Here is a 24,984-nt window from a genome sequence, read left to right on the forward strand (position 1 = left end):
TTCAAGTGGTCTGACCTGATAGCTAACTCTCCTCGGCATGATCAGGTGCGCGCTTCCCGCTTCCCTGTTATGCACGGAAGGTGCAAGTCATAGCGCTACGTATATAGCGACGTGGACACACCGCAACGCCGCTGGTACTAAGTTAGGCGTGCTGAGGGCCATCGAATGGGTTGTGCTGGGCATCGGTAGCGCGGCCGCCATCCTCTACGGCGTCCGTCGTCACCGACCCGGCCGAATCGGACCCTGGCTGCTGCTCGCCGGCGCCATCGTGGCGAGCGCCGCCGGCGATGTGCTGACCGCGTTGAACCGGCCCGGCGTCGCCGATATCTGCTTCTACGTCATGTGCGTGCTGGTCGCCTGCAGTCTGCTGCAGCTGACCCGCGTCGGTGCGATTCTCGTCGACCGGGCCCGGCTCATCGATCTGCTCGCGTTCGCCTGCTCGACGCTGCTGGTGGTCTGGGTGTTCGTCATCGGCGACGCGGGCCGGATCGGGAACGTCTCGGCGGCGTACGTCATCGGAGCCCTGCTGCTCCTGGCGGTCGTGGCCCGCCTGCTGGTCGCCGTGGGCCGGAACCTCTCGGCCGTGCTGCTGGTCATCGGTGCGGTGGGTGTCCTGGTCAGTGACATCGTGCAGCCGCTGTGGCCGGGCCGGCTCAGCGAGACCGGTTTCGTGGTGCTCTACCTGGCCTGGGGCGCCTCCGCGCTGCACCCGTCGATGGTCCGGCTCACCGAGCCCGCGGCGCCGCGTCCGAGCCCATGGCTCGGGCGCTGGGCGGCGCTGCTGGGCATCTCCGTCGCCACCCCGCCGGTCGTTCTGCTGATCGAGGCGGTCCACGGCACGGTCGGCGACGGCGTGGTGATCGCCGTGGCCGGTGCGATCACACTTCTGCTGACCATCACGCGGCTGACCGACTCGGTGACCCTGAACGGCCAGGCCTTGACGCGTGAGCGCGGCTTGCGGCAGGCGAGCGCCGCGCTGGTCGCCGCCGCCGACACGCCGGCCGTGGACGAGGCCGTCCGAGCCGCGATCACTCAGCTCATGCCACCGGAGGCCATCCGCAGCACCGTTTTCGCCGTCGACGACCGCCAGCTGACGCTCGAGGCGGTGCCCCGACCCGAGGCCGGCCCACCATCCCGCAGCTGGTGGATCGAAAACGCGGACCACAACTACGCCACCCTGGTCTGTCCGCTCTGGCTGGAACCGCTCGCCGTCGCCCGGCCCAACGGCGGAGCCCTGATCCTGGTGGGTCGCCGGGACACCCTCACCGCCAGTCGCGACACCCTCGAGGTGCTGGCCGGTCAGGCGGCGCTCGCGCTGGACCGCATTTCCCTGGAGGAGGCGGTCGGCCGCCGCGACAGTGATCTCTATCTACGCGCGGTGATCCCGAACAGCGCGGACATCATGGTGGTGATCGACGAGGACCAGCGCATCCGGTACGCCAGTCCTTCGCTGCGCGAGCTGCTCGGCATCGACGACCTTCCGCCGCTGGCCACCCTCGGCGATCTGGTGCATCCGGACGACCGCAACCAGCTGCGGCAGACCCTCCGCAGCTCCGGCGACGGTGTGGTGTTCTGCTCGCTGGTGCGGGCCGACGGCGGCCGTGTGCTGGTCGAAGCCACGTATCGCGACCTGCGCGAGGACCGCCTGGTTCAAGGCTTGGTGGTGACCATGCGGGATTTCATCCCGGGCCATGAGCCGGGCGAGCAGCTGCCTCATGGCGACAACCTGGACGAGTTGCCGGCCCGGGTGAACCGGCGCAGTGCTCGGCACAAGTTCCGTTACTAGCGCCGACCGTCACCCCGGGCAAACCGACGTCGTACGCGAAGCTCCGCCCCGTCGATTGGATCGGGTGCGTGCCGCAAAGGTGAAACTGCTTAGATCACCGGACGGCCGTACCCACGCCGGCCGCGCACCGGAGGAGACACCATGCACGAGGGGCCCGATCTCTCGACCACGCCGACCACGCCACCCCAGCGGGTCCCCACGCACGACACGTTGCCGGCCGGCGAGACCGAGGCGGCTTCCACCGCGGCCGAGCCGGCCGAGCCCGCCGAGCCGGCCGAGTCGGCCGAGATCGAGCAGGGTGGATCGGGGCCCGATCCGGGGCCGGCGCCCAGGGCGCGGTGGCGGATGCGTGCGCTGCTGGCCGGCGGCGCGGCCCTCGCCGTACTCCTCGCTGGTGTTGTGGTTTTGCAGCCCGGCTCCGCGCCCGACGGCGCGGCAGGGTCCGCGCCCAGCGGTCAGCCCGCGCCGACCGCCGCATCCCCGGCGCCGGTGAGTCCTTTCGACAAGGCCGTCGCCGCGCTCGATGCGCAGGCCACCGCCCTCGTGAAGGGCGACGAGAACGGCTGGCTCGCCGCGGTCGACCCCGAGCTCAGGGCGAGCTACCGATCGCTTTTCCGGAACCTGCGTGGGCTCGGCGTGATCAGCTTGCACTACGAGACATCCATCGGGCTGCCGGTCAAGGGCGACAGCACCGCGGTCAGGATCGGGGCCGATCTCGTCTACTGCTTCACCGCCGACATGTGCCCGGAGAACCCGGCGAGCGGCTGGGGCAGGGCTCCCCGGATCGCTCAGGAACTGACGCTCAAGCCGGTCGGCGGAGCGTATGTGATCACGGCGGTAGCCCGGTCGGCGGAGCCGGACCGCCGTCAGCCGACGCCCTGGGAGCACGGGGATCTCACGTTCGCGCAGGGCAAGCGGGTGGTGGTCGCGGCCGGCGCGGGCGAGCAGAAGTACCTCAGTACCGTGCTGCCGGTGGCCGAGCGCGCGGCGGCCGTCGCCGACCACTACGGCGCCCTGAACGGCACGCCGCAGAAGCGGTACCGGATCTTCCTGGCCTCGGAGAAGCAGTGGAAGACCTGGTACGGCGGCGAGAACGATCAATGGGTGGTCGGTCTGGCGATACCGCTCAACAAGCGCGGCATCGATGTGGTCCTCCGGATGGCCAAGTTGGACGACCCGCGGGAGCTCGCCGTCATCGTGCAGCATGAGCTCGGGCACGTGGTCACGCTGTCCGGGGCGTTCCGGGACGACGCGGAGGAGGACACCTGGCTGAGCGAGGGCATCGCCGAGTACATCGGCTGGAAGCCGAAGTCGGCGGCGCAGAGCCTGCGTCGGTACAGCGTGCGCTGGCAGCTCGACCGGGCGCCGATGAGGTCGATGGTGCCGACCCAGCCGTCCCCGAAGGCTCCCGACCGGGCCGGCGACGCCTTCTACGGCCTGAGCCACTTGGCGGTCGACTGCATGGCGCACCAGTACGGCGAGGCGAAACTGTTCGCCTTCGTCCGGCTGGTGCTCACCGAGGACAACGAGCTGGATCAGGCCGCGCGGGACGCGTACGGGGTGCCCTTCAAGACCGTGGACAAGACCTGCCTGGCCTGGATCAAGAAGCAGGTCTGAGCGGTGCCTGACCGTCCACGACGGATCCATGCGGTGCCAGCTCACGGTAGGCCGCGAGAACCGACTCGGCGCGTTCGACCGCATCGGCCGGCTGGTGTCCGTCCGGGAGAGCGTCGCTCCTGCCCAGCTCGTGGCGAATCCGCGACGTGACCTGACGTGCTCGCCGTCGCCGTGCCTCGATCGTCGCCAGGTCGGTGGCCTGGGCCGCCAGCCCGGTCAGCCGAGCGACCCGGGCCCCGACGAGCGCAAGCAGGCCGCGGAGCCGCTCGTCCAACTCGATCAGCTCGGCGTCGAGCTCGCTCCGGGCCGGCTCGCCGGCCGGCAGGTCTCCTGCGGCGCTCCGCGCCTCGCGTTGCACCGCCAGGAGCCGGTCCTGCTCGACCAGCAGGTCCAGGATCTCGTGCAGCTCGCGCCGCACCATGGCGCGTACCTCGGCAGCCGGCAGCAGGCCGGTCGCCGGCAGGTGCCGGACCACCGTGGCTCCGGCGCTCTCGGCTCGCTCCCAGTGGTGACGGTCGGTGATCCGCACCCGGTCCACCGTCCGCCGGGCGACCCACACCGCAATCCACAGCGACGCGATGACGGCCCCGACGATGACGGCGCCAGGGATGCTCGCGAGCAGCACGAGGCGGCCGACGAATATGCCGAGCGCGGTGATGACGTACAGCGTGACCGTGCCGCCGAACCCGAGCAGGGCCTCCTGCCACCGGCGGCGCGGCGACCGGTACGCCAGGACAGGGCCGGTGTGCTCGCCCATTCGTGCGCTCCACTGATAGATCCGTCGGCGCCGCGGGCGCGTGCCGACGCTATCACCCGCGGTACAGCGCCCCGGAGGCCGCCGCTATTTGGGGGACCGCAACAGGCCGATCAGCAGCTCGACCCGGGCCGTCTCGTGGTCGGGCCGCAGCCGGCCGTGCCGGGACAGGTCGGCCAGGCCGTGCAGCGCGCTCCACAAGACCTCCGCCCGGGTCTCGTCACCCATGGCGGACAGCAACGGGCGGAAACCGGCGCGCAACTGCTCGGGCGTGGTCGGCCGGGCGAACTCCAGGTCGGTGGGCATCGAGAACATCGCCTCGTACGTCGCGGGCCGTGAGCGGGCGAACTCGAGGTACGCCGCGCAGATCCCGCTCACCTCGCCCGCCGCGGTCAGCAGCTCGGCGAGCTGGGCGAAGCCGGCCAGCGCCACCGCCCGGACGATGCCGTCCCGGCCGTCGGGAAAGTGCCCGTAGAGGACCGGTTGGCTGTACCCGATCGTGTCGGCGAGCCGTCGCACGGTCACCGCGGGCCAGCCGTCCACCTCCGCGATCTCCCGCGCCGCGTCGACGATCCGATCGCGCCGGGCGGCGCGGGCCAGCTGGGCTTTCGTCGGGGCCTTCACATCCTCATCCTAGCAGTGCTAGATTTCTAGCAACGCTAGATTCTGGAGGAATCATGACCGCGCTCCTCGACGTCCTAGCCATCACCGCCGCGCTGGGCACGGCCGTCATCTTCGGCACCGACGTGCTTGGCGCGCTGGTCATGCGCCCGACGTACGCCGCGCTCGACGACGCCACGATGACCCGGGTGGTCGGCCTGGGCCACCGCTACGGCACCGCCCGCATGCCCATACCCGGCACCCTCAGCGTGGTGGCCGGCGCCGCCACCACGCTCACCGCGTTCCTCCTCGGCAGCCCGGCCGCCGGTGCCGCTGCCGGGTCCGCCCTGCTCCTGCTGCTGGCCTGGCTGGTCCTGTTCAACCGGATCTCGCTGCCGATCAACAAGGTCTTCATCGAGGCGGCCGAGACCGGCCGGGTGCCGGCCGGGGCGCGCGAGCTTCAGCAGCGGTGGGACTCGATCATCAATCTGCGCGCGGTCCTGCAAGGCGTCGCGCTGCTCGGCTTCTGCCTCACCCTCGCCCTGGCCGCAGCCTGATGGTCAGGCGGTCAGATAGGCGGTGGAGAACGGCTCGTGACGTGCCCGCATGTCGGCGTATGTGGTGACGGTCATGGGGGCCAGCGCGATGTTCGATGCGGCGGTGAGGACGACCGAGACGGTCGATAGGACGACGAATGCGACCCAGGGGATCCCGTCGGTGCTGAACAGGCCGAACGGCGCGGACAGGCCGATCATGATCACCTCCTGCACGGTGCCGATGGCGATACCGAGCCCGACGATGGTCGCCACGCGGGCGAGCGCGTCACCCAGCCTCGCGTGAAACAGCTGGAAGCAGCGGGCACCCGCGCGACCTCGTTCCAGCAGCACCACGGCGGGCAGGACCAGCAAGACGGCCAGCACGTAATAGCCGGGCAGGATGCAGCAGAGGAAGCCGACCAGGGTCAAAAGACCACCGACCAAACCCCAGCCCAGGTACGCCGGGACGCGTGGCGCGGCGGCTCGCAGCGCGTGCCCCGCCGACGGCGGCCGGCCGACGGCGGCCTGTACCACCAGGTGCAGCGTGGCCAGGGACGCCAGCAGGCTGAGCAGGCCGATCAGCAGGCCGAGCGGGACCAGGTAGTACAGCGAGCGGAGAAACGGGCGCATGTCGGGCCGGACGTCCGCCGATGCGTTGGCCAGGTCGGTGAAGGTGCTGTTCAGCAGGACGCTGACGAGCGCTCCGGCGACGACAAGTGGCACCACCCACACGAGTTGCACCAGTGCGGCCTGCCGCCAGACGGCTTTCAGGAGCCGGAGGCTGCGCCTCCACCAGCCGTTGTAGTCGGCGCTGACCAGTGGATCGTCGGGCGTGGGATAGAGGCCGGGAGGGGCCGGCGGAAACAGGGGCGGCCGAGCGGGAGGGACCGAGTAGCCGAACGGCGGCCGGGGGAGGGCCGGCCCGACGGCCGGCCCTTGGCCGTAGAGCGGCGGACCGGACGGAGCCGGCGGCCGGATCTGCGGTGACTGGGCAGCGGCCGGCGGCGCGGCGGGCGGTGGCTGGACGGCGGCCGGCGGCGCGGCGGGCGGCGGAGGCGTGGGCTGCGAGGGCTCGGCCCGCTCCGAGAAGGGCGAGGGCGGCCGGACCGGGTCGTCGGAGGGGCTGGGTTCGGATCCCGGCGACTGGTCGGGGTCGTTGTCGGTCACGGTGTCCTCGTTCTTGATCACGCACGCGGGAGCGACACAGTATCGACCGCACGCCGCCGGCGACAGCCCTGCCCGCCCGGATCGAGATTGATCTTCTTCGTACTAGGGTTCGGGCATGGCTTTGCGACCGGACGAGTTCTATGCCCAAGCAGTCGCCGCCGCGGACGACGAGCGCCGTCTGCCGTTGGCACGAATGACGGGATGGGAGATCAGCCCGTTCGAGCCGGACGGACTGCGGGTCTCCCCGCTGCGGCCGCCGGTGCTGCCCGAGCCGGCACGGCATGGCGAGGACCCGGCGGACTGCAACGCCTGCCGTAACCGGGACGAAGGCATCTGGCTCAATGATCACTGGCGGCTGGCCCGGATCTCCCGGGTCGGTGTGCCGCTGGTTCTGATGCTGTATCCGCGCGATCACTACGACATGGCGGACCTGCCCGACGAGCTGGCCGCCGAGCTGGGACTCCTGAGCACTCGCATCGTCCGCCACATCCAGGCCCTGCCGCACATCTCGCGAGCCCACGTCTACCGCATCGGTGATGGCGGCGCGCACCTGCACCTCTGGTTCTTCGCCCGGCCGGAGGGGCAGGCGCAGCTGTACGGGTCGTGGCTGGTCGTCTGGGACGACCTGCTGCCGGAGTACCCGGCGGACGTCGCCGAGGCGGATGCCGCGATCGTGGCGGGCGCCCTGGTCACCTCCCATGGCGGGCACCTGCCGCAGGTCGGCGAGTCGCCCGGCGTTTCGTAGCGTCCTGCGGCAAGCCGGCTTCGGGAGCGAACCCGGCAGGTCAGACTGGTTCTATGACCCGGAATGCGAGGTCTGCGGGGTCCAGGTGGGGGACGCGCCTGTTCCTCGCCGCGTTCGTGGTCTACCTCGGCGGTGCGCTGCTCTGGCTGTCGCTCGGGCTGGTCGGGCTGCTGAGCGCTGCCATGCCGCCGCTGCCGCACGGCCCCGGCCCGGCGGCCCTGGACTACGTCTTCAGCCTGCTCAACATCGCCCTCGGCGTGTTCCTGGTGCTGCGGCGCCCGGATGACCTGACGCCTCGGCTGCTGGCGGTCGCGTTCGTCGGCACCGCGGCGACCTTCAACGCCCCGAGCCACGCGGTGTTCCACCTCATCGGGGCGGATCCGGGGATCACGGGCTTCCACTTCGCGTTCCACGTGGTCTCCGGCGTCGCGTACGTCTGGGCGGTGTTGCTCTTTCCCGACGGGCGGCTGCCGCTGGGCGCCGGGCGGCGGGCGACCGCGGTCGCGGCCGTCGCGAGCACCGCCGTGATCACCTTCGTGTGCTACCGCAGCAGCTTCGTCGCGCACCCGCCGTTCTTCGTCGCGTTCTTCGGCATCCTCGTGCCGGTGCTCGGCATGGGCGCGCAAGGCATCCGGCTGCGCTACGGTTCCGAGTCGCCGCAGGTCCGCCAGCAGTCCCGGCTGCTGTGCTGGGCGCTCGCCCCCGCGCTGGCGGTGGCGCTGCTGTGGTCGGCTGCCCGGCTGATCCCGGGTGCCGACGCCGCCCGCCTCGCCGTCGGAGTCGAACGGGCCTTTCCCGTGGTCTTCGCCGTCGTGCCGGTGATGCTGTTCGTCGCGATCCTGCGGTACCGGCTGTGGGACATCGACCACGTGGTCACCCGGGCGCTCGCCTACAGCCTGCTGGCCGCGTTCATCGGGCTGGTCTACCTGGCGGCGCTCGCGGCCACCGCGTTGCTCGCCGCACCCCGCGGCTGGTCCGCGATCGTGGCGCTGGCGGTGGTCGCCGCGGTCGCCGAGCCGGTTCGCGGGCGGCTCCGCGCTCTCGCCAACCGGGTCGTCTTCGGCCAGCGGCTCACCCCTCGCGAGGCGATGCGAACCCTGGCGGACCGGCTCGACCATGCGGCTTCCACCGACGAGCTCGCCGAGCTGACCGACGTGGTCGTCAGCGGCACCCGGTGCTCCGGCGCGCAACTGTGGCTGATCACGTCCGGCCGACTGCTGCTGGCCGCCGCCGCCCCCACCGGCGCGGCCGGGCCCGTCGGCGCCGTCGCCCCTGCCGGCGCGGCCGGGCCCGCCACCCCGGCCGGCGCCGCCGGGCCCGTCGGTGCCACGAGCCGTCCCGGGACCGAGCCGGCCGCGACCATGGCCGAGTACCGCTCGATCATCGGTGCGGACCTGTGCTTCCCGGTCACGCACGAGGGGGACCTGCTCGCCGTCCTGGCCCTGCGGCTGCCGGCCGGAGTCACCCTGCCCCGCGCGGACCTGCGGCTGATCGGTGACCTCGCCGGTCACGCCGGCCTGCTGGTGGCCAACGCCCGGCTGACCGCAAACCTGACCCGGCAGGTCGAGCAGGTCACCCGGCAGGCGGCCGACCTGCGCCGGTCCCGCCTGCAGGTGGTGGGCGCCCACGACGACGAACGCCGCCGCCTGGAACGCGACCTGCACGACGGCGCGCAGCAGGAACTCGTCGCGCTGCTGCTCCAGCTGCGGACCCTGCAGCGCACCACGATGCCGTCCGCCGACCAGGTCGGGCCGCTGCGGCGGGCACTCGCGGCGACCCGGGCCACCCTGGAGGGGATCTGCACCGGCAACCCGCCCGCGCTGCTGGCCACCGAGGGCCTGGCCGCAGCGCTGGAGGCGGCGACCGCCTCGGCCCGTCTTTCCGGGCTGCGCGTCGGCGTGGACGTCCGGCCGGTGGGCCGGCTGGATCCCGAGGTGGAGACCGCACTCTACTTCTGCGCCCTCGAGGCGGTCCAGAACGCGACCAAACACGCGCAGGCCCAGGAGATCACCGTACGGGTGGAGCGCGACGGCGGCGACGCCGTGCTGGTGGTGATCGACGACGGTACGGGCTTCGACCCGGCGCGCGTCGCCCGCGGCTCCGGACTGTCGAATCTCATCGACCGGCTCGCGGTGCTGGGCGGCACCGCCCAGATCGCCTCCGCCCCGGCGAGCGGCACCGCGCTGACCTGCCGGGTCCCCGCGAGCGACGAGCCGGCGGCGGTACCGGCATGAGTCGGCGCCTGATCCGTTGGCTGACGCCGGACCGGCTGCGCGCGGTGACGGTCCTGGCCGCGATGGCCTTGTTCGTGGCCGCGGTGTACGGCTTCGTGCGGGCGGCCTCGGCGGTCGCCGGCCGCGGCGACCCGGGGCTCGGGGTCTGGCTCGCGGTCACCGCGGTCGTCGCCGCGCTGGCCCCCGCCGCGCGCCGCCGCGCCGAGCGGTACGCCGACCGCGTCGCGTACGGCCCGGACGGGGACCCGCATGCCGCCATGACCCGGTTCGTGCAGCGCATCTCGGACACCCTCGCGGTCGACGAGGTCCTGCCCGACCTCGCCCGTACGGCCTCACGCGTGGCGCACAGCCCGGGGACGGAGGTGCGGCTCTGGCTCGCCGACGGCGCCGAGTGGCGCCAGACCTGGCCGCCCGACCGCGCCGACGTGCAGGCCCGGTACCGGCTGGACCTGCAGTGCGGCACCGACCCGGTGGGCCAGCTGGCGGTGGAGGTGGCCGAGGACCATCTCAGCGCGGCGGACCGCGAGCTGCTGGACCGGCTGGCCGGACCGGCCGGGTTGGCCCTGGCCAACGTACGGCTGACCTACGAGCTGCGTGATCGCCTGCGGCAGGCCACCGAACTGGCCGAGCAACTGCGCCGGTCCCGCGAGCGGCTGATCGGGGCCCGGGACGCGCAGCGGCGCCGGTTCGCCGCCGAGCTCCACGAGCGGGTGGACCCGCACCTCGCGGCGGTCCTCGAGGCCCTGGAGCGACTGCCGGACGGCGGGCGACCACCGTCGGCGGGGCTCGAGCAGGCACGGACCCGGGTGCTGGCCGCGCTGGAGGCCCTGCGCGAGCTCGCCACCGGGCTCTACCCGCCCGCGCTGGCCGACGGCGGCCTGATCGACGCGCTGGAGCATCACCTCGACGCCGCGGTGGCGCCGGTCGCGCTCGACCACACTATCGACGAGGCTTCGCTCGCGCCGGCGTTGCGGGCGGCGGCGTACTTCTGCGTGGTGGGTCTGGTGGACGACCTGGCCCACTACGGGCCGGTGGGGGTGTGGCTGCACCAGGACGGTGGTCGGATGCGGCTTCAGGTCCGCGCGCCCGGGCGGCCCACCGCGGACACCGAGCAGATCATCCGGGACCGGGTGGAAGCCTTCGGTGGCGCCCTGGAGGTCGGGGGACCGGCGCAGTGGACCGTCGTGAGCGCGGTGCTGCCGCTGGTGGCGCCGGCCGAGCTGCCGATTCCCGTCGGGGCCGGGCCGCGCCGATGAGCATCCGGGTCGTGCTGGCCGAGGACAGCGTCCTGCTCCGCCAAGGGGTGGCCGGCCTCATCCGCAACGAGACGGACCTGGAGGTTGTCGCGTCCTGCGCGGACCTGCCGGAGCTGCTGACGGCCATCGGCGACCATCGGCCCGACGTCGTGCTCACCGACATCCGGATGCCGCCGAGCCGGACGGACGAGGGGATCCAGGCCGCGGAGCACTGCCGCGTGAACCATCCCGCCATCGGGGTGCTGCTGCTGAGCCAGTACGTCGATGCCCGGTACGTGCGCGCCCTGCTCGGCCAGGGCACCGACGGCCGCGGCTATCTGCTCAAGGAACGGGTCGCCGACGTGGGCGAACTGGTCTCGGCCATCCGTGCGGTGGCCGGCGGCGGCTCGGTCTTCGACCCGAAGGTCGTCGAGGCTCTGGTCCGCGGCCGGGACCGGCGGGGCAATGTCGGCCTGGCCCGACTGTCCACGCGCGAGCGTGAGGTCCTCGCCGAGATGGCACACGGCCTGAACAACGCCGCGATCGCCGACGCCCTGGTCATCACGCAGCGGGCGGTGGAGAAGCACATCAACTCGATCTTCGCGAAGCTTCAGCTGGGACAGGACGGCGGCCTGCACCCGCGGGTGCAGGCGGTGCTCACGTACCTGGCCGGCGACGCACCCTGAGCTGGGCAGGTGGTGCCTGCACCACCTGCCCAGGAGGCAGGCGTGCACCCTCGTACCGGGCCGCCCGTTCCGCGATCGTTGGTGGTGCGAGGCCGCATCGGGCGGCCCGAGGACCAAGGAGCAGAGCCATGCAGACGTACACCACCCAGCGCATGATCCACGCTGCCGCCGCCGTCGCGTTCGCGGCCGCCGCCACCGCAGTCGCCATCGGGTCGCCGGCGAAGGCCGCCACACTCGGCTGGAGCACGGTCGAGGGCTGCACCTCGGCCATGGGCTCGGTGAGCTACCAGCCCGGGCTCACCAACGTGGCCCGGTCCGAGACCGGAACCCTGTCGGTGACACTCGCCGGCTGCAGCAGTCTGTACTCCGGCAGCACTCCCGGAACGGGTCTGCTTACCGCCTCCCTGTCCGGTACGTCCAGTACCGCTGGGGTCTCGCAGCGCGGCACCTTCACGATCAACTGGCCGGCCGGCTCGGGACTCAACCCGTCCAACGGCACGCTCACCCTGACCGGCCCGGACGCGGCCGGCCACTACACCGCCGGCGGTTCGATCACCAGCGGCGCCTTCCCCGGCGCCTCGCTGGGAACCGCATTCGTGGTCACCGCGGTCAACCCGGGCGCCACCGGCTCGCCCGCCCACCCGGTGACGCTGCAGCAGGTCACCAACACCGCACCGGTGCAGGTCCAGCGCAACATGGGGTGACGCGACGGCCCGGAAGGCCACGGCCGCGCTTCGGAGCTCACCGAGGCGCGGCCCTGATTTGATAGCGGTCTTTATCCTCGTGAACCACGAGGAGACTGATGCGAGGACGCATGACCGCCGACCGCGAGTTGACCGATGGGCAGCGCACCTATCTGCGCGGCCTGCCGCTGTATCCGTGGGCGGTGTGGACCTACCGTCTCAACCTGGGCGTTTTCGCGTGCATGTTCGCGCTGTTCGCCACCGGCTCGAGCCTGCCGCTGATGGCGGCGGCACTCCTGCTCTACCTTCCGCTGACTCTGGTCGGCGGCGTCCTGTACACGATCGTGCTCAACCAGTTGAGGCGGTTCCTGGAAATTCAGGGGTTCTTCGAACGGGCACACCTCTCGAGGGCGGTCAACCGCCTCGTCTACCGTGACGCGTTGCTGGGCCGCCGACCTCGAAAGTGATCACCCGCGGTCGAGGCGCCCTCGGCCGTGCACGCCCCGGCTAGGGTCTTGAGCATGCGCGGGGGAATAGGGCGGACGGTCGGCGTGGCGGTGGCCGCACTTGCGGCGCTGGCCACGATCGTGGTGGCCAGTCTGTCCAACCTGAACGGCGATGTGTGGTACGCCCTCGGCTGCCTCGAGACGGCCGGCAAGGGCGGCGTCAGCATCTGGGACATCTTCGTCTCCCGGCCGCTCGCCTACAAACTGTTGATGGCGGGGCTGGACGCGGGCCGTGCCCGGCTCGTCGGGGACTCCTCGCTGGACACGAGCCACCTGGTGATCCGGATCGAGACGGACGTCCTGGTCGTCGCCGTGACCGTCGTGCTGTACCTGGGTGTCCGGCGGGTAGGCGGGCCGCTCGCGGCGGCCGGGATCGCGATCGCCACCGGATTGGCGCTGATCGTCGCGCCGCCCTGGCACTTCCTCGAGCCCGACTGGGTCGCCGCGCTCGCCGCCGCGCTGGCGGTCGGCGTCGCGTGCCTGCCCCGGCGCCCGTGGCTCGGCGCGCTGCTGGCTGGCCCGGCCGCGATGCTGATCGTGGCGGTCAAGCTCTCCACCTTCCCGATCGCGCTGCTGGCCCTGCTCGTCGTCGGCGTGTTCGACCGGCGCCGCGCCGCGTGGGCCACCCTGTCCACGGTGCTCTGCGTCGCGCTCTGGTACGTGCTGACCAAGCACTACGTGCCCTGGGAATGGACGTGGCTGCGGGACCTGGCGAACCTCGTGCACGAAGCGCCGCAGGGAATCCGGACCGGCGACCTGCTCAGGCTGCGCGCCACGGTCGGCGACGTGGCGGTGCTCAGCCCGGTCGTGGTGCTGGCGCCGGCCGCGGCGGCGGTGCTCATCCGCCGCTGCACGGGCCGCCGGCGATGGGCGGGCGCGGGGGTCGCGGTGGCCGCGATCGGGATGGCGGTGGCTCCCGCGTACGGGCAGGCCGAGTTCTACCTGTACCACTTCGCGGCCGGCGTGGTGCTCGCCGCGGGGGTGTGCGGCGCTGCCTTCGCGCTCACGCCGGGGTTCCGGCTCCCGCTGGCCGTCACCGCGGTGCTCGTCACCGTTGCCAGCCTCGTGCTGCTGCGCCAGCCCGCCGACTGGCGACTGGCGAACGCCACGCCGGTGATCTGGGCGTACGAGATCACCGCGGTCGTCCTCGCCGTCCCCGCCTGGTTCCTGGCCGGCCGGACGAGGCTGCCTCTGCCGTGGTCGGCCGGCGTGGTCGTGCTCTGCTTCGCGCTGCTGCCGCCCGTGCTGCAAGGCGCACCGTACGCGTTCAGCGCCTACGACTACAACGTCCACAACGGCCGATCGGACAATCCGGCCCTGGTCGAGCTCGGTAAGCGGCTCGGCGCGGACACCCCGGTGCTGTACCTGACGTACGGCACGGTCAACCACGACATGGGCAATCCGACGACCTGCCGATACCCCTCGCCGCTGTGGTTGCAGCGCTCGGCCGCCCTGCGGGTGCGCACCCGCCCCAGCTACGCCGACAACTTGCGCTGCCTGAGCGACAACCGCGACGCCAGGTACGTGATCGTGCAGAACGACTGGTTCAATCTCAAGTACTTGTCGCCCGAGGTGCAGTCCCTGGTCGCCGAACGTTTCGACTGCTCCCCGGCGGCCCGGATACCGGCCCCGCCCCCGTTCACCGTCTGCCCCGCCAGAGGCTGACGGCGGGCGGCTCGGTCGTAAGGTACGACCATGTCGCTGGTGACAGGTGACGACATTTCCGCCGCCGCGGGACGCCTGGCCGGGCGGATCGTGCGTACGCCTCTGCTGTCCTGCCGGCGGCTTTCCGACGACCTTGGTCTGGACGTCCTGGTGAAGGCGGAGAATCTCCAGCACGCCGGCAGTTTCAAGGTCCGCGGTGCGCAGAATGCGTTGCTCGCCCGTGCCGAGCGCGGGCAACTCCCCGCCGGCATAGCGACCTTCTCGGCGGGCAACCACGCCGCCGCGGCCGCGTACGCCGGCTGGGTGCTGGGGCTGCCGACGGTGGTGTGCATGCCGCCCGGCGCGGTCGACGTGAAGGTGGCCGCGGTCAAGCGGTACGGCGGCGAGGTGGTCTTCACCGACGATCTGGCGGGCACGTGCCACGCGGTGGCCGCCGAGCGCGGGTACGCGCTGCTGCACCCGTTCGATGATCTGGACGTCATTGCCGGCGCCGGTACCGTCGGCGCCGAGTTGGCGGCCGACGCCGGCTCGCTGGAGCTGGTGCTGGTACCGGTCGGAGGCGGTGGGTTGATCAGTGGGATCGCCGCCGCGGTGAAGGCGGTGTCGCCGGCTACCCGGGTGGTCGGCGTCGAGCCGGTCACCGCCAACGCGGTCACCCACGGCCTGCGGCACGGCGCGTTGGTTCCGCTGCCGCGACGCCCGGTCTCACTGGCCGATGGGCTGACCGCGCCGTACGCCGGCGAGCACACCCTGGCGCACATCGAGGCGCATGTCGACGTCATCGTCGAGGTGCCGGAACAGGTCATCGCGCGGGCCTGGTGGGAGCTGCTGGACGCGACCAAACTGCTGGTCGAACCGTCCGCTGCGGTCGGGCTTGCCGCCCTGCGCCTGGGTCTGGTCGAGACGGTCCCCGAGGCGCGGGTTGCGCTCGTCCTGTCCGGCGGGAACGTCGCCTCCGCCACGCTCGCCCAAATCGGGCAGAACTGACATTCGACCGGTCCGCTCGGTGCCGGTGGCGCCGGCCGAGGGCACCTGACCCACCGGGATGCCGATCGATCCGCGTCGCTCGGCAGAAGGATGGGGATGGCCTGATCCTGCACTGATAGGAGGACCGGGACGCGCATCGGAACGGTGTGCGGCTCGCGTCCGTGTCAAGGCTCCGGAGGTGCTGCTGCACGCACCTGCCTGCACCGTTGGCTGACGCGCGGTCCGGAGCCGATCGGCACTCGACTCGAGGGAGGACGGCCATGACAGAAGCGGCAAGGTCCGTGTTGACGGGGCGGGAACGGCAGATTCTCGCCTTGATCGCAGATGGCATGTCGAACGGCGAGATCGGCGCGGCGCTCTACATCTCACCGGCGACGGCGAAATCGCACGTCAAGGCAATCTTCGCCCGCTACGGGGTGAACAGCAGGGCGCAGGCGGTGGCGGCCGGGTTCCGGGCGGGTGACCTCCGGTGACCGGCGCGCGACCGGTTCCCCTTGACCGGTTTGCTCAACCGGGGTGGCGAGGCCGGGTGACCGATCGCGACAGACTCGGCTGACATCAACGGTGGTGTCCCACCCGGACCGGTCGGGGGAGACGGTGCTGGGTGGGGCGCTCCGCGCGGACGTCTGCCGTGACTACGGGTAGACCACCGTGTCGGTGTCCGCGCAGTCGTCGGGGGACGCGGTGCTGCCGGCCGTGGGTTGCGCACACGCCGGGTCCGACTCGCTGGACGACGGGCACCCGGCCAGCGACAGCACCGTGGCGGCCGCGAGACCGGCCGCGATCAGGATCCGGCGCAGCTCAGCAACCGTCATGCTGCCTGTGGCCATGCGTGTTCTCCTGAGTAGAGCGAGTTTGTCATTGTCGCAGAGGACGGCGGGAGCCGCCGCCCTCTACGGGATCGTCAGCACCGTCTTGCCGCGGGCGTGGCCGGAGCCGTAGTGACGCAGGGCGTCGGCGGCGGCCGCCAGCGGGAAGACCCGGTCGAGCACGGGGGTGACCTGTCCCGCCTCGGTCATCGCGCGGAGGGTGTCGAGGTCGGCGGCGTTCGGCCGCGCGTCGAGCGCCACCATCGTGCGGCTCATGAGTGGTGACAGGGCGAGCGCGGTGAGCCGGCGGCGTAGCCACGGTGCGGGCGGCCCGGCGGAGAGCACGAGCCGGCCGTTCGGGGTGAGAACCCGGCGGCATCGCGCCAGTGAATGGTTGCCGACTCCTGAGAGCGGGTCATTCGGTGGCGAGACCGCTCAGCACGATCGCGGCCGTGACCACCAGGACCGCCCCGGACAGCCACGGTATCCAGGCCAGGTCCGAGTCCCGGGTGATCCAGGCGGCAACGGTCGACGCCAGGGCCACGACCGGAATGACGGGCAGCAGCCAGGCCAGGTAGACCCGGCGGGGCAGCGGCCGCGGAACCTGGTCGGTGAGGAGCGCGACCACGCCCAGCCCGAGCGCGGCGAGAAGTACCACCACGGTCGCCGCGGTGCTGAGCGGCAGCCACCCGTCGACGCCGGCCCCATGCAGAACCAGCCACAGCAGTCCGAGCGGAACGACCATCACCCCGAGTACGGCGAGCCCGCACCCGCCTCCCTGCCGAATCCCCACAGCCGCCGATTCTCCCCGCGACGGTTCACCCCGTCAGTCGCGTTTCTTGCCGGCTCGTCAGGCGGGCACGATGAGGTAGTGCAGTTCTACTTGAACGGCTATCCGGAGCCACCTCGCCTGCCCGCGACGACGGACGTGCTGATCGTCGGCGCCGGGCCGGCCGGCCTGCTCCTCGCGGCCCAGCTGGCCACCTTCCCGGACGTCCGCTGCGTCGTGATCGACCGTCGGGACGGTCCCCTGGAGGTCGGGCAGGCCGACGGGGTGGCCTGCCGCACGGTGGAGATGTTCGAGACGTTCGGGCTGGCGCAGCGGCTGATCCACGAGGGATACCGGGTCAACGAGGTGGCGTTCTGGCGGCCGGACCCGAAGGACCCGGCGCGGATCGTGCGGACCGGGCGGATCGACGACGTCGAGGAGGGCATCTCCGAGATGCCCCACATGATCGTCAACCAGGCGCGGATGCTGGGATACCTGCGCGATCGCCTGCGGCCCGGCGACCTCTTCTACGGATTGCGGGCGACCGGCGTCGACATCGACCCCGGCGGTGTCACCGTCACGGTCGAGCCGGGCCGGCAGATCCGGGCCTCGTACGTCGTCGGCTGCGACGGGGCGCACAGCACGGTCCGGGAGGCGATCGGCCGGCGGCTGGTCGGCGACTCGGCCGACCAGTACTGGGGGGTGCTCGACGTCCTCGCGGTCACCGATTTCCCGGACATCCGGCTCAAGTCCGTGATCCAGTCCTCGCGGGGCAGCATCCTGGTCATCCCGCGCGAGGGCGGCTACCTGGTCCGGCTCTACATCGAACTGGGTGCCGAGCGCCCGCCGAACCCGTCACCCGAGACGCTCCTCGAGGTGGCGAACCGCATCCTGCAGCCGTACGCGATCGAAGTGAAGAACGTCGGCTGGTGGACCGTGTACGAGATCGGCCAGCGCCTCTGCGACGGCTTCGACGACGGGGGCGAGCAGCCGCGGGTTTTCATCGCCGGGGATGCCTGCCACACCCACAGCGCCAAGGCCGGCCAGGGCATGAACGTGTCGATGGCCGACGCCTTCAACCTCGGCTGGAAGCTGGGCGCGGTGTTGCGCGGCACCGCCCCGCCCGCGATCCTGCGCACGTACTCGGCGGAACGGCAGCGGGTCGCCCGGCAGCTCATCGACTTCGACCGCGAGTTCGCCGGCAGCTTCAGCGCCCGGCCGGACGATTTCCAGGAGTACTTCCGGGAGCAGGGCCGCTTCACCGCCGGCCTCTCGGTCCGCTACGAGCCGTCGATGCTCACCGCGCCGCCGGCCCACCAGCACCTCGCCTCGGGCTTCCCGATCGGCATGCGCTTCCACTCCGCCCCGGTCGTCCGCGTCGCCGACGCCAAGCCGATGCACCTCGGGCATGCCGCCCGCGCGGACGGCGCCTGGCGGCTCTACGCCTTCGCCGACCGGTCCCGTGCCCGGTTCCTGGGGTTCTGCGACTTCCTGACCTCCGACGGGTCGCCGCTGACCCGGTTCACGCCGCCGGACGCCGACCCGGACGCGGTGATCGACGTCCGGGCGATACTCCAGCAGCCGCATCGGGAGGTGGCGGTCGACGAACTGCCGCCGGTCCTGCAACCCCGGAAGGGCCCGTACCGGCTCGTCGACTACGAGAAGGTCTTCGCCGGCGACGACATCTTCACGGCCCGCGGCGTGGACCGGGAGCAGGGCTGCGTCGTGGTGGTGCGCCCGGACCAGTACGTCGCGAACGTGCTCCCGCTCGACGCGTACGAGGAACTCGATGTCTTCCTGAGCGGAGTGCTCGTTGGTTTTCGCAGCATCGGCGAGCGGCGTTGAGGCGCCGTCTGAAGTAAACGGACACTACGAGGAGGACGTGAGGAGGCCGCCATGCCCCGCAAAAAGCCGGTGCTCGCCCGCCGATGGCTGATCTACTACGGGGCGCTCGTCCTGACGGTACTCGTCGCGATGGCGATTGCCCTGCTCGTCGAGCCGGGCACCGTCAAAGGAGTGATCGGCGTCGGCGTGGTGGTCGGCGGCACGCTCGGCATCGTGGGCTCCGCGATCGGGGTGGCGTGGAAGGAGGTCATGAGCGAGCACGGCGGTGACCGGCGAAATGTCGGAGGTGGCTTCCACGACTGCAACGCTGAGCCGACGATCGACCTGACGTGCCTGTGACGGCTCAGGGGCCGGCGACCTCTATCCCGGACGCGAAGTGGACCAGCTCGTCGGCGGTGAGCCCGACCGCGCTGCGGTCCGACTCGACGATCAGCACTCGCTTCTGTCCCAGATCGATCTGCAGCTGAGAGTCGCCCGTGAAGGTCGCCGGACGGCCGGCGACCGTGACGCTCACCCCGGACGGCTTCTCCGCCGGCGCCGCTTCCACGTGCACGCACAGGCCCTGCTGCATCGTGTCGCGGGTGACCGGCGGCGGCACCAGGCACAGGAACTGCCCCGACACCTGCCCGAGGGTCAGGCCGTGCGGCACCTCCGCGATGCGGAACGGCGCCGGTGAGGCCGGCAGCGTCTGCCGGTGCAGGCCGCGGGCGAACCGCAGCACCTGGGACTCCGTGCGCGGGCCGAAGCTGAGCACCTGAGCCCACTGCCCGTCGGCCAGTTTCCAGCGGACACCCACATAGCGGTCGCCGGGGCGTGCGCCGTCGTAGCTGCTCGTCGTGCGGACCGTCGCGGATGCCGAGCCGACGGTCGACCGGTGGTCACCCTCGCCCTCCACCTCCCAGTCCCCGGGAACCGGTCCCACCTCGACGGAGAGGACGTCCCCGCGGCCGTCCTCGTACATCAGCAGGACGTTGCGGCCGAGCTGGTCGACCCGCCGGGGGCCGAGCCCGGCCGGCAGCCAGCCGGGGGTCAGGGGAAAGGCGGGCATCGCCAGCCGTGGCTTCTCCCAGACGACCGTGGACGGCAGCGTGACCGACGGCGACGGCGTGGGCGGACTGGCGATCGCGGAGCTCGGCGGGGCGGGAATCCGCGCGGGCCCCGACGGTGAACGCCCGACCAGCACCACCGGCACGGCCACCGCGGCCGTCAGCAGAGCCGCGGCACCCAGCATCGCGGTTCGCCTGCGCTTGTCGCGGCGCACCCCCACACGTACGCGGTCCAGCAGGTCCGGCCGGATTGCCGGCTTTGCCGCTTCTTCCCGCAAAGTCCGCTGCAGGTCTTCTTCGAGCGTCATTGTGCTGCTCCCGACACGTTCGTGGTGGGCGACGCGAGATCGGCCCGGAGGCGACCCAGGCCGCGGGCGGCGTGCACGCGTACGGTGCTGGGATTGCACCGCAGCACCTCGGCGATCTGCCGGTCGTCGAGATCCTCGTAATAGCGGAGCACCAGCACCGCGCGCTGCGCCCGGGTGAGCCGGCCCAGCCGGGTCCAGAGGTCGTCGCGCATCGCGTGCCGGACGGCGAAGTCCGCGGTCTGGCCGGTGCCGGCGTCGGCCGGGACGCCGACCTGTTCCCGGCTGGCCCGCCGGCGCAGCCAGGAGACGTGCGACCGGACCAGCGCCGTCCGCAGGTAGCTGTCCGGCTGCTCGAGCTCGATCCGCGGCCATCTCCGGTACGCCTTGATCAACACTTCCTGGACGAGGTCCTCACCGAGGTGCTGGTCGCCGCAGAGCAGGTAGGCGAACCGCCGCAGGGTGTCCCCGCGGGCGCGGACGTACTCCTCGAACCCGATGTGCACTGCGTCCCCCCGTCCCGGCAGTCCTGCTCATAAGGACGCCGTGAGCGGGCCGATCCGCGTACCTGAGGACGAGACGACTTTCCCGGCGCGACAGCGAAGGTAGCGGCGGGACGCCACCTCCGTTCAGCGGTAGATCGCCCGGTGGGCCGCGGTGATCGCCGCCCGGTAGGCCTCGCCGGTCAGGCCACCGTCGCGGGTCAGGGCGGCGTGGGCGGCGTTGCCGCCCGGTGCGCCGTGCACGCCGCCGCCGGGGTGGGCGGCCGAGCTGGCCAGGTAGAGCCGGTCGATCGGGGTGTCCGGCCGGCCCAGCCCCGGGATCGGGCGGAAGACGAGCTGCTGGAACGCGGCCGCCGTGCCGCCGCTGAGCGCGCCGCCGGACAGCGACGGGTTGGCGTCCTCGAGATCGGCCGGGGACATCACGTGGCGGGCGACAACGGCCTTGCCGAAGCCGGGCGCGTGCCTTTCCACCGTTGCCTGCATCCGTTCGACGTGCTCGGCGATCTCGTCGGCCGGCCAGCTCGACCGCCGCGGCAGGTGGGTGTACGCCCAGGCCGACTCGGTACCGGCCGGCGAGCGGGTGCTGTCCGCGGTGGTCATCTGGCCGAGCAGCAGGAACGGCTGCGGCGGAACCTCGCCGAGGGCCAGGTGGGTGGCGTACCGGGTCAGCCCGTCGAGGTCGGCGCCCAGGTGCACGGTGCCCGCGCCGGCGGCGGCCGGGTTGCTCCACGGGATCTTCGAGTCGACCGCCCAGTCGATCTTCACGGTGGCCCCGTCCCAGCGGAAGTGGTCCAGGTCCTCGATCATCCGGGGCGGCAGCCACCGCGGTCCGACCAGGTCGAGGAAGAGAGCAGGCGCGGGCACGTCGGCGATGACGGCGCGCCGGGCTCGATGGTCGGTTCCGCCGGCGGTCCGTACGCCCATGGCCCGGCCGCGGGCGATCAGGATCCGCTCGGCCGGCTCCTTGTACCGGATCTGGCCGCCGCGGGACTCCAGGCGCCGGACGAGCGCGTCGGTGATGCTCTGCGCCCCGCCGCGGGGGACCGGCCAGCCGACCTGCTGGCCCAGCATGGCGAGCAGCCAGCCGTAGACGCCACCGCCGGCCTGCTCCGGCGACAGGTCGGTGTGCAGGGCGCAGCCGGCCAGGGCGAGGGGCGCGCCCTCACCGTCGAACCACTCCTGGCCCAGCTCGCGGGCGGGCAGCAGCAGGCGGCGGACGAAGCGCAGGGCTCCTGCCGTACCCAGTCCGCGGAGCAGGCGCAGTCCGTGCCGTACCGGCGGGAAAGGGGTCAGCAGGGCGCCCAGGAGCGGGCGCGACAGCGCGGCCCACTCGTCGTAGACGGCCTTCCACCGCTCGCCGTCGCCGGGCGCGAACTGCTCCATCGAGGCCATCGTCGTCGCGAGGTCACGGCTGACGGTGGCGGCCCGCCCGTCCGGCAGCAGGTGCGCGAAGACGGCGGGCGCGTGCGTCCACTCGATCGGCAGGTCCAGCGCGCCCAGGACGGGGGAGGCGTACGCGAGGGGGTAGAAGGCGCTGAAGAGGTCGCTGAGGTAACCGGGGGCGGTGATGTGGCCCGAGCGGACCGCGCCGCCGGGGTGCGCGGTCGCCTCCAGCACCACGACCGACCAGCCGGCGTCGGCGAGCAGGTTCGCGGCGACCAGGCCGTTGTGTCCGGCCCCGATGACGATCGCGTCGGATGCGGCCATCAGCGGGCGACGGAGCCGGGCAGCCGGGCGTTCTCGGCGAGTTCGGCCAGGCGGCGCAGCGCCTCGGTGTTGCGGCCGTGCAGCATCAGGTCGTTGATCTTGTTTTTGATCCAGTGCAGCGGTCCGGCGTGGAAGTCCTCGTACATGGTCACCCGGGTGTTCTCGTCGTCGACCGGCGAGAGGTCGAAGCGGACCGTTGCCTCGCCGAGCGGCCAGAGGCCGGCGCGCAGGGTGAGGGAACGGGCGGGGTCGGCGGCGACGACGGTCGAGGTGTCCCGCAGCGAGAGGGGCCACGGGCCGATCTTGTGGTGCAGCCGGGATCCGACCGCTGGCCAGGACGCGTCGACGTCGCGGATGTGCGCGGTGCCCACCACCCAGTCGCTGTAGGTCCAGCCGTCGGCCAGGATCGCGTACACCTGCTTGGCGGGGGCTCGCATCGTGCGGGTCACGGTTGCCATGACCTGCGAATACCCGCACCGCATCCGGGCTAACGCGCGGCCGAAAACTGTTTGATGCGCCGGTGGGAGCGGTATTGGTGAGGCATGGATCAGGACCGGATCGGCGACCCGTGGGGAGCTCGGACGCCCTACGCCCGCGGTGACCGGTGGCCGGCGCGGGTGGACGAGTACACCGTCGAGGAACCCGAGCGGTGGGTACGGTCGGCCTCGCTGCTGCACTCCAACGGCGACGCCATCGACATCGGGGTGCGCGGCGGGCGCATGGTCGGGGTGCGTGGCCGGGCCACCGATCGGGTCAACCGGGGCCGGCTCGACCCCAAGGACGTGTACGGCTGGCAGGCCGGCCTGAGCCCGGACCGGCTCACCGTTCCGCTGGTGCGCAAGCGGGGCAAGCTCGTCGAGACCGGCTGGGACGACGCGATGAAGCGGATCGTGACCCGCTCGCGGAAGCTGCGGTCCGGTCCCGGCGGCTGGGGGCACTTCGGCTTCTACACCACCGGCCAGCTGTTCCTCGAGGAGTACTACACGCTCGGCGTGATCGGGAAGGCCGGCCTCGGCACGCCGCACATGGACGGCAACACCCGGCTGTGCACGGCGACCTCCGGCTCGGCGCTCAAGGCGAGCTTCGGCACCGACGGGCAGCCCGCCTCGTACGCCGATGTTGATCATTGCGACGCGATCGCGTTGTGGGGGCACAACGTCGCCGAGACGCAGGCCGTGCTCTGGATGCGGATGCTGGACCGGCGCCGCGGCCCGAACCCGCCGGCGATGCTCGCGGTCGACCCGCGGCCCACGCCGGTGGCCCGGGAGGCCGACGTGCACCTGCCGATCCGGCCGGGCACCAACCTGGCGCTGATGAACGGCCTGCTGCGGTTGATCCTGGAGAACGGCTGGGCCGACGAGGCGTACGTCGCCGCGCACACGCTCGGCCGGGAGAACCTCGAGAAGGTGGTGGCCGACTATCCGGTGGACCGGGTGGCCGAAGTGTGTGATCTGAAGCCGGCCGACATCGAGCGGGCCGCCGAGCTGCTGGGCACCTCGCATCGACTGCTCTCCACCGTGCTGCAGGGCTTCTACCAGTCGAACCAGGCGACCGCGGCCGCGGTGGCGGTCAACAACCTGCACCTGCTGCGCGGCATGATCGGCCGGCCGGGCGCCGGCGTGCTGCAGATGAACGGCCAGCCGACCGCGCAGAACACCCGGGAGACCGGCGCCGACGGCGACCTGCCGGGCTTCCGCAACTGGGACAACCCCGATCACGTACGCGAGCTGGCCGAGCTGTGGAACGTCGACGCCGCCACCATTCCGCACTGGTCACCGCCGACGCACGCCATGCAGATCTGGCGGTACGCCGAGCAGGGCTCGATCAAGCTGCTCTGGATCAGCGGCACCAACCCGGCCGTGTCCCTGCCCGACCTGGCCCGCATCCGCCGCATCCTGGCCCGGCGTGACCTGTACGTGATCGTGCAGGACATCTTCCGTACCGAGACCGCCGAGCTCGCCGACGTGGTGCTGCCGGCCGCGACGTGGGGCGAGAAGACCGGCACCTGCACCAACGCCGACCGCACCGTCCACCTCTGCGAGAAGGCCGTCGACCCGCCCGGCGAGGCCCGCGCCGACCTGGACATCTTCCTCGACTACGCGCGCCGGATGGGCTTTCGCGACCGGGACGGCAAACCGCTGATCACCTGGACGGACCCCGAGTCGGCGTATCGCGAGTGGCAGCGCTGCTCCGCCGGCCGGCCGTGCGACTACACCGCCATCTCGTACGAGCGGCTGCGCCACGACGGCGGCGTGCAGTGGGGCGGCGAGCGGCTCTACCCCGACGGCCGGTTCCACACCGACTCGGACTACTGCGAGACGTACGGTCAGGACCTGACCACCGGCGCCGAGCTCACCGCGGAGAGCCACCGCGCGAAGCGGCCGGACGGCCGGGCGTTCCTGCTCGCCGCGCACTTCCAGCCACCGCCCGAGGAGCCCGGCGACGACTACCCGTTGCGGCTGGTCACCGGGCGCACCATCTACCAGTTCCACACGCGCACCAAGACCGGCCGGGTCCGGCAGCTCGACGACGCCGCGCCGCAGGTGTGGGTCGAGCTCAACCCCGACGACGCCAAGACGTACCGGATCGGCGACGGCGACCTGGTCCGCATCGAGTCGCCGCGCGGCGGGATCGAGGCGCCGGCCCGGATCGAGGACATCCGGCCGGGCACGGTGTTCGTCCCGTTCCACTACGCCGATCAGGCGGCCAACGAGCTCACCATCACCGCCTGGGACCCCGTCTCCAAGCAGCCGCTGTTCAAGCTCGCCGCCGTCCGCGTACGCCGAATCGAGGCCTGAC

24 protein-coding genes and 1 pseudogene are annotated in these 24,984 nt (G+C 72.1%); 15 read left to right on the top strand and 10 right to left on the bottom strand.

All coding sequences use genetic code 11. From position 1 onward, the window contains the following. Positions 1 to 148 precede the first annotated feature (148 nt). Entirely contained in the window at positions 149 to 1,786 is a 1,638-nt protein-coding gene (locus ODJ79_RS27505; protein ID WP_263026480.1) for a PAS domain-containing protein, read from the top strand. A 141-nt stretch (positions 1,787 to 1,927) separates the two neighbouring features. Continuing rightward, positions 1,928 to 3,403 (top strand): hypothetical protein, encoded by a 1,476-nt coding sequence (locus ODJ79_RS27510; RefSeq protein WP_263026481.1) that lies wholly within the window; start codon positions 1,928 to 1,930, stop codon positions 3,401 to 3,403. Here the strand turns inward: ODJ79_RS27510 and ODJ79_RS27515 are convergent. Beyond that, complete coding sequence (locus ODJ79_RS27515; protein WP_263026482.1) at positions 3,387 to 4,160, bottom strand: hypothetical protein; 774 nt, start codon at positions 4,158 to 4,160, stop codon at positions 3,387 to 3,389. The genes ODJ79_RS27510 and ODJ79_RS27515 overlap by 17 nt on opposite strands. A gap of 84 nt (positions 4,161 to 4,244) precedes the next feature. Beyond that, positions 4,245 to 4,781, bottom strand: a complete 537-nt coding sequence (locus ODJ79_RS27520; protein WP_263026483.1) for a TetR/AcrR family transcriptional regulator — start codon at positions 4,779 to 4,781, stop codon at positions 4,245 to 4,247. A 53-nt stretch (positions 4,782 to 4,834) separates the two neighbouring features. Between ODJ79_RS27520 and ODJ79_RS27525 the strand changes: the two genes are divergently transcribed. Next, a complete protein-coding gene (locus tag ODJ79_RS27525; RefSeq protein ID WP_263026484.1) occupies positions 4,835 to 5,314 on the top strand; it encodes a DUF1772 domain-containing protein in 480 nt (159 codons plus the stop codon). A gap of 3 nt (positions 5,315 to 5,317) precedes the next feature. Here ODJ79_RS27525 and ODJ79_RS27530 read toward each other — a convergent pair whose 3' ends face one another. Next, positions 5,318 to 6,460 (bottom strand): hypothetical protein, encoded by a 1,143-nt coding sequence (locus tag ODJ79_RS27530; RefSeq protein WP_263026485.1) that lies wholly within the window; start codon positions 6,458 to 6,460, stop codon positions 5,318 to 5,320. Between the two features lie 115 nt (positions 6,461 to 6,575). Here ODJ79_RS27530 and ODJ79_RS27535 point away from each other — a divergent pair, with 115 nt between their 5' ends. The 9 genes from ODJ79_RS27535 to ODJ79_RS27575 all read left to right on the top strand — a co-directional run bounded on the left by ODJ79_RS27535 (position 6,576) and on the right by ODJ79_RS27575 (position 15,674). Continuing rightward, positions 6,576 to 7,205 (top strand): hypothetical protein, encoded by a 630-nt coding sequence (locus ODJ79_RS27535; protein WP_263026486.1) that lies wholly within the window; start codon positions 6,576 to 6,578, stop codon positions 7,203 to 7,205. Between the two features lie 53 nt (positions 7,206 to 7,258). Beyond that, positions 7,259 to 9,439 carry a sensor histidine kinase gene (locus ODJ79_RS27540; protein WP_263026487.1) on the top strand — a complete coding sequence of 727 codons (2,181 nt, stop codon included), beginning with the start codon at positions 7,259 to 7,261 and terminating at the stop codon, positions 9,437 to 9,439. After that, the gene (locus ODJ79_RS27545) at positions 9,436 to 10,695 is read left to right on the top strand and encodes a sensor histidine kinase (protein WP_263026488.1); all 1,260 of its coding nucleotides are present in this window, start codon (positions 9,436 to 9,438) and stop codon (positions 10,693 to 10,695) included. Before ODJ79_RS27540 ends, ODJ79_RS27545 begins: the two co-directional genes overlap by 4 nt. Further along, positions 10,692 to 11,360, top strand: coding sequence for a response regulator transcription factor (locus ODJ79_RS27550; RefSeq protein ID WP_263026489.1), 669 nt, complete (start codon positions 10,692 to 10,694; stop codon positions 11,358 to 11,360). Before ODJ79_RS27545 ends, ODJ79_RS27550 begins: the two co-directional genes overlap by 4 nt. Positions 11,361 to 11,488: 128 nt before the next feature. Further along, positions 11,489 to 12,064, top strand: coding sequence for a hypothetical protein (locus ODJ79_RS27555; protein ID WP_263026490.1), 576 nt, complete (start codon positions 11,489 to 11,491; stop codon positions 12,062 to 12,064). 98 nt (positions 12,065 to 12,162) lie between these two features. Continuing rightward, positions 12,163 to 12,510, top strand: coding sequence for a hypothetical protein (locus tag ODJ79_RS27560; RefSeq protein WP_263026491.1), 348 nt, complete (start codon positions 12,163 to 12,165; stop codon positions 12,508 to 12,510). A gap of 54 nt (positions 12,511 to 12,564) precedes the next feature. After that, positions 12,565 to 14,214: a hypothetical protein gene (locus ODJ79_RS27565; RefSeq protein ID WP_263026492.1), complete on the top strand. Its 1,650-nt coding sequence runs from the start codon at positions 12,565 to 12,567 to the stop codon at positions 14,212 to 14,214. Positions 14,215 to 14,244: 30 nt separating this feature from the next. After that, a complete protein-coding gene (locus ODJ79_RS27570) occupies positions 14,245 to 15,201 on the top strand; it encodes a threonine/serine dehydratase (RefSeq protein WP_263026493.1) in 957 nt (318 codons plus the stop codon). 260 nt (positions 15,202 to 15,461) lie between these two features. Further along, entirely contained in the window at positions 15,462 to 15,674 is a 213-nt protein-coding gene (locus ODJ79_RS27575; RefSeq protein ID WP_317620708.1) for a helix-turn-helix transcriptional regulator, read from the top strand. Positions 15,675 to 15,836: 162 nt separating this feature from the next. Here the strand turns inward: ODJ79_RS27575 and ODJ79_RS27580 are convergent, their stop codons facing one another. From ODJ79_RS27580 to ODJ79_RS27590, 3 genes and pseudogenes are all read right to left on the bottom strand, one after another. Next, the gene (locus ODJ79_RS27580) at positions 15,837 to 16,031 is read right to left on the bottom strand and encodes a hypothetical protein (RefSeq protein ID WP_263026494.1); all 195 of its coding nucleotides are present in this window, start codon (positions 16,029 to 16,031) and stop codon (positions 15,837 to 15,839) included. A gap of 63 nt (positions 16,032 to 16,094) precedes the next feature. After that, positions 16,095 to 16,400 (bottom strand): annotated as a pseudogene (locus tag ODJ79_RS27585) (zinc-binding dehydrogenase); the annotation flags it as partial. Positions 16,401 to 16,425: 25 nt separating this feature from the next. Then, the gene (locus ODJ79_RS27590; RefSeq protein ID WP_263026495.1) at positions 16,426 to 16,803 is read right to left on the bottom strand and encodes a hypothetical protein; all 378 of its coding nucleotides are present in this window, start codon (positions 16,801 to 16,803) and stop codon (positions 16,426 to 16,428) included. Between the two features lie 78 nt (positions 16,804 to 16,881). Here ODJ79_RS27590 and ODJ79_RS27595 point away from each other — a divergent pair, with 78 nt between their 5' ends. Both ODJ79_RS27595 and ODJ79_RS27600 read left to right on the top strand, forming a co-directional pair. Continuing rightward, on the top strand, positions 16,882 to 18,624 hold the full coding sequence (locus tag ODJ79_RS27595) for an FAD-dependent monooxygenase (protein ID WP_263026496.1): 1,743 nt from the start codon (positions 16,882 to 16,884) through the stop codon (positions 18,622 to 18,624). A 51-nt stretch (positions 18,625 to 18,675) separates the two neighbouring features. Continuing rightward, positions 18,676 to 18,963 (top strand): hypothetical protein, encoded by a 288-nt coding sequence (locus ODJ79_RS27600; protein WP_263026497.1) that lies wholly within the window; start codon positions 18,676 to 18,678, stop codon positions 18,961 to 18,963. 4 nt (positions 18,964 to 18,967) lie between these two features. On the opposite strand, the gene ODJ79_RS27605 is transcribed toward ODJ79_RS27600, so the two are convergent. The 4 genes from ODJ79_RS27605 to ODJ79_RS27620 form a co-directional block, all read right to left on the bottom strand. Then, positions 18,968 to 19,978, bottom strand: a complete 1,011-nt coding sequence (locus ODJ79_RS27605; RefSeq protein ID WP_263026498.1) for a hypothetical protein — start codon at positions 19,976 to 19,978, stop codon at positions 18,968 to 18,970. After that, positions 19,975 to 20,481: a SigE family RNA polymerase sigma factor gene (locus ODJ79_RS27610; protein WP_263026499.1), complete on the bottom strand. Its 507-nt coding sequence runs from the start codon at positions 20,479 to 20,481 to the stop codon at positions 19,975 to 19,977. The genes ODJ79_RS27605 and ODJ79_RS27610 overlap by 4 nt, the downstream gene beginning before the upstream one ends. 123 nt (positions 20,482 to 20,604) lie before the next feature. Further along, on the bottom strand, positions 20,605 to 22,185 hold the full coding sequence (locus tag ODJ79_RS27615; RefSeq protein WP_263026500.1) for a phytoene desaturase family protein: 1,581 nt from the start codon (positions 22,183 to 22,185) through the stop codon (positions 20,605 to 20,607). Next, positions 22,185 to 22,643, bottom strand: coding sequence for an SRPBCC family protein (locus ODJ79_RS27620; protein ID WP_263026501.1), 459 nt, complete (start codon positions 22,641 to 22,643; stop codon positions 22,185 to 22,187). The genes ODJ79_RS27615 and ODJ79_RS27620 overlap by 1 nt, the downstream gene beginning before the upstream one ends. A gap of 84 nt (positions 22,644 to 22,727) precedes the next feature. Between ODJ79_RS27620 and ODJ79_RS27625 the strand changes: the two genes are divergently transcribed. Next, positions 22,728 to 24,983, top strand: coding sequence for a molybdopterin oxidoreductase family protein (locus ODJ79_RS27625; protein WP_263026502.1), 2,256 nt, complete (start codon positions 22,728 to 22,730; stop codon positions 24,981 to 24,983). The last annotated feature ends 1 nt before the right edge of the window (position 24,984 follow it).

It is taken from the genome of Actinoplanes sp. KI2 (genome assembly GCF_025630775.1).
Classification (GTDB): Bacteria; Actinomycetota; Actinomycetes; order Mycobacteriales; family Micromonosporaceae; genus Actinoplanes.

Coding starts and splice junctions, on each gene's coding strand:
- ODJ79_RS27510 (WP_263026481.1), top strand. CDS start 1,928: ATGCACGAGGGGCCCGATCTCTCGACCACGCCGACCACGCCACCCCAG.
- ODJ79_RS27515 (WP_263026482.1), bottom strand. CDS start 4,160: ATGGGCGAGCACACCGGCCCTGTCCTGGCGTACCGGTCGCCGCGCCGC.
- ODJ79_RS27525 (WP_263026484.1), top strand. CDS start 4,835: ATGACCGCGCTCCTCGACGTCCTAGCCATCACCGCCGCGCTGGGCACG.
- ODJ79_RS27535 (WP_263026486.1), top strand. CDS start 6,576: ATGGCTTTGCGACCGGACGAGTTCTATGCCCAAGCAGTCGCCGCCGCG.
- ODJ79_RS27540 (WP_263026487.1), top strand. CDS start 7,259: ATGACCCGGAATGCGAGGTCTGCGGGGTCCAGGTGGGGGACGCGCCTG.
- ODJ79_RS27545 (WP_263026488.1), top strand. CDS start 9,436: ATGAGTCGGCGCCTGATCCGTTGGCTGACGCCGGACCGGCTGCGCGCG.
- ODJ79_RS27550 (WP_263026489.1), top strand. CDS start 10,692: ATGAGCATCCGGGTCGTGCTGGCCGAGGACAGCGTCCTGCTCCGCCAA.
- ODJ79_RS27555 (WP_263026490.1), top strand. CDS start 11,489: ATGCAGACGTACACCACCCAGCGCATGATCCACGCTGCCGCCGCCGTC.
- ODJ79_RS27560 (WP_263026491.1), top strand. CDS start 12,163: ATGCGAGGACGCATGACCGCCGACCGCGAGTTGACCGATGGGCAGCGC.
- ODJ79_RS27565 (WP_263026492.1), top strand. CDS start 12,565: ATGCGCGGGGGAATAGGGCGGACGGTCGGCGTGGCGGTGGCCGCACTT.
- ODJ79_RS27570 (WP_263026493.1), top strand. CDS start 14,245: ATGTCGCTGGTGACAGGTGACGACATTTCCGCCGCCGCGGGACGCCTG.
- ODJ79_RS27575 (WP_317620708.1), top strand. CDS start 15,462: ATGACAGAAGCGGCAAGGTCCGTGTTGACGGGGCGGGAACGGCAGATT.
- ODJ79_RS27580 (WP_263026494.1), bottom strand. CDS start 16,031: ATGGCCACAGGCAGCATGACGGTTGCTGAGCTGCGCCGGATCCTGATC.
- ODJ79_RS27600 (WP_263026497.1), top strand. CDS start 18,676: ATGCCCCGCAAAAAGCCGGTGCTCGCCCGCCGATGGCTGATCTACTAC.
- ODJ79_RS27605 (WP_263026498.1), bottom strand. CDS start 19,978: ATGACGCTCGAAGAAGACCTGCAGCGGACTTTGCGGGAAGAAGCGGCA.
- ODJ79_RS27615 (WP_263026500.1), bottom strand. CDS start 22,185: ATGGCCGCATCCGACGCGATCGTCATCGGGGCCGGACACAACGGCCTG.
- ODJ79_RS27620 (WP_263026501.1), bottom strand. CDS start 22,643: ATGGCAACCGTGACCCGCACGATGCGAGCCCCCGCCAAGCAGGTGTAC.
- ODJ79_RS27625 (WP_263026502.1), top strand. CDS start 22,728: ATGGATCAGGACCGGATCGGCGACCCGTGGGGAGCTCGGACGCCCTAC.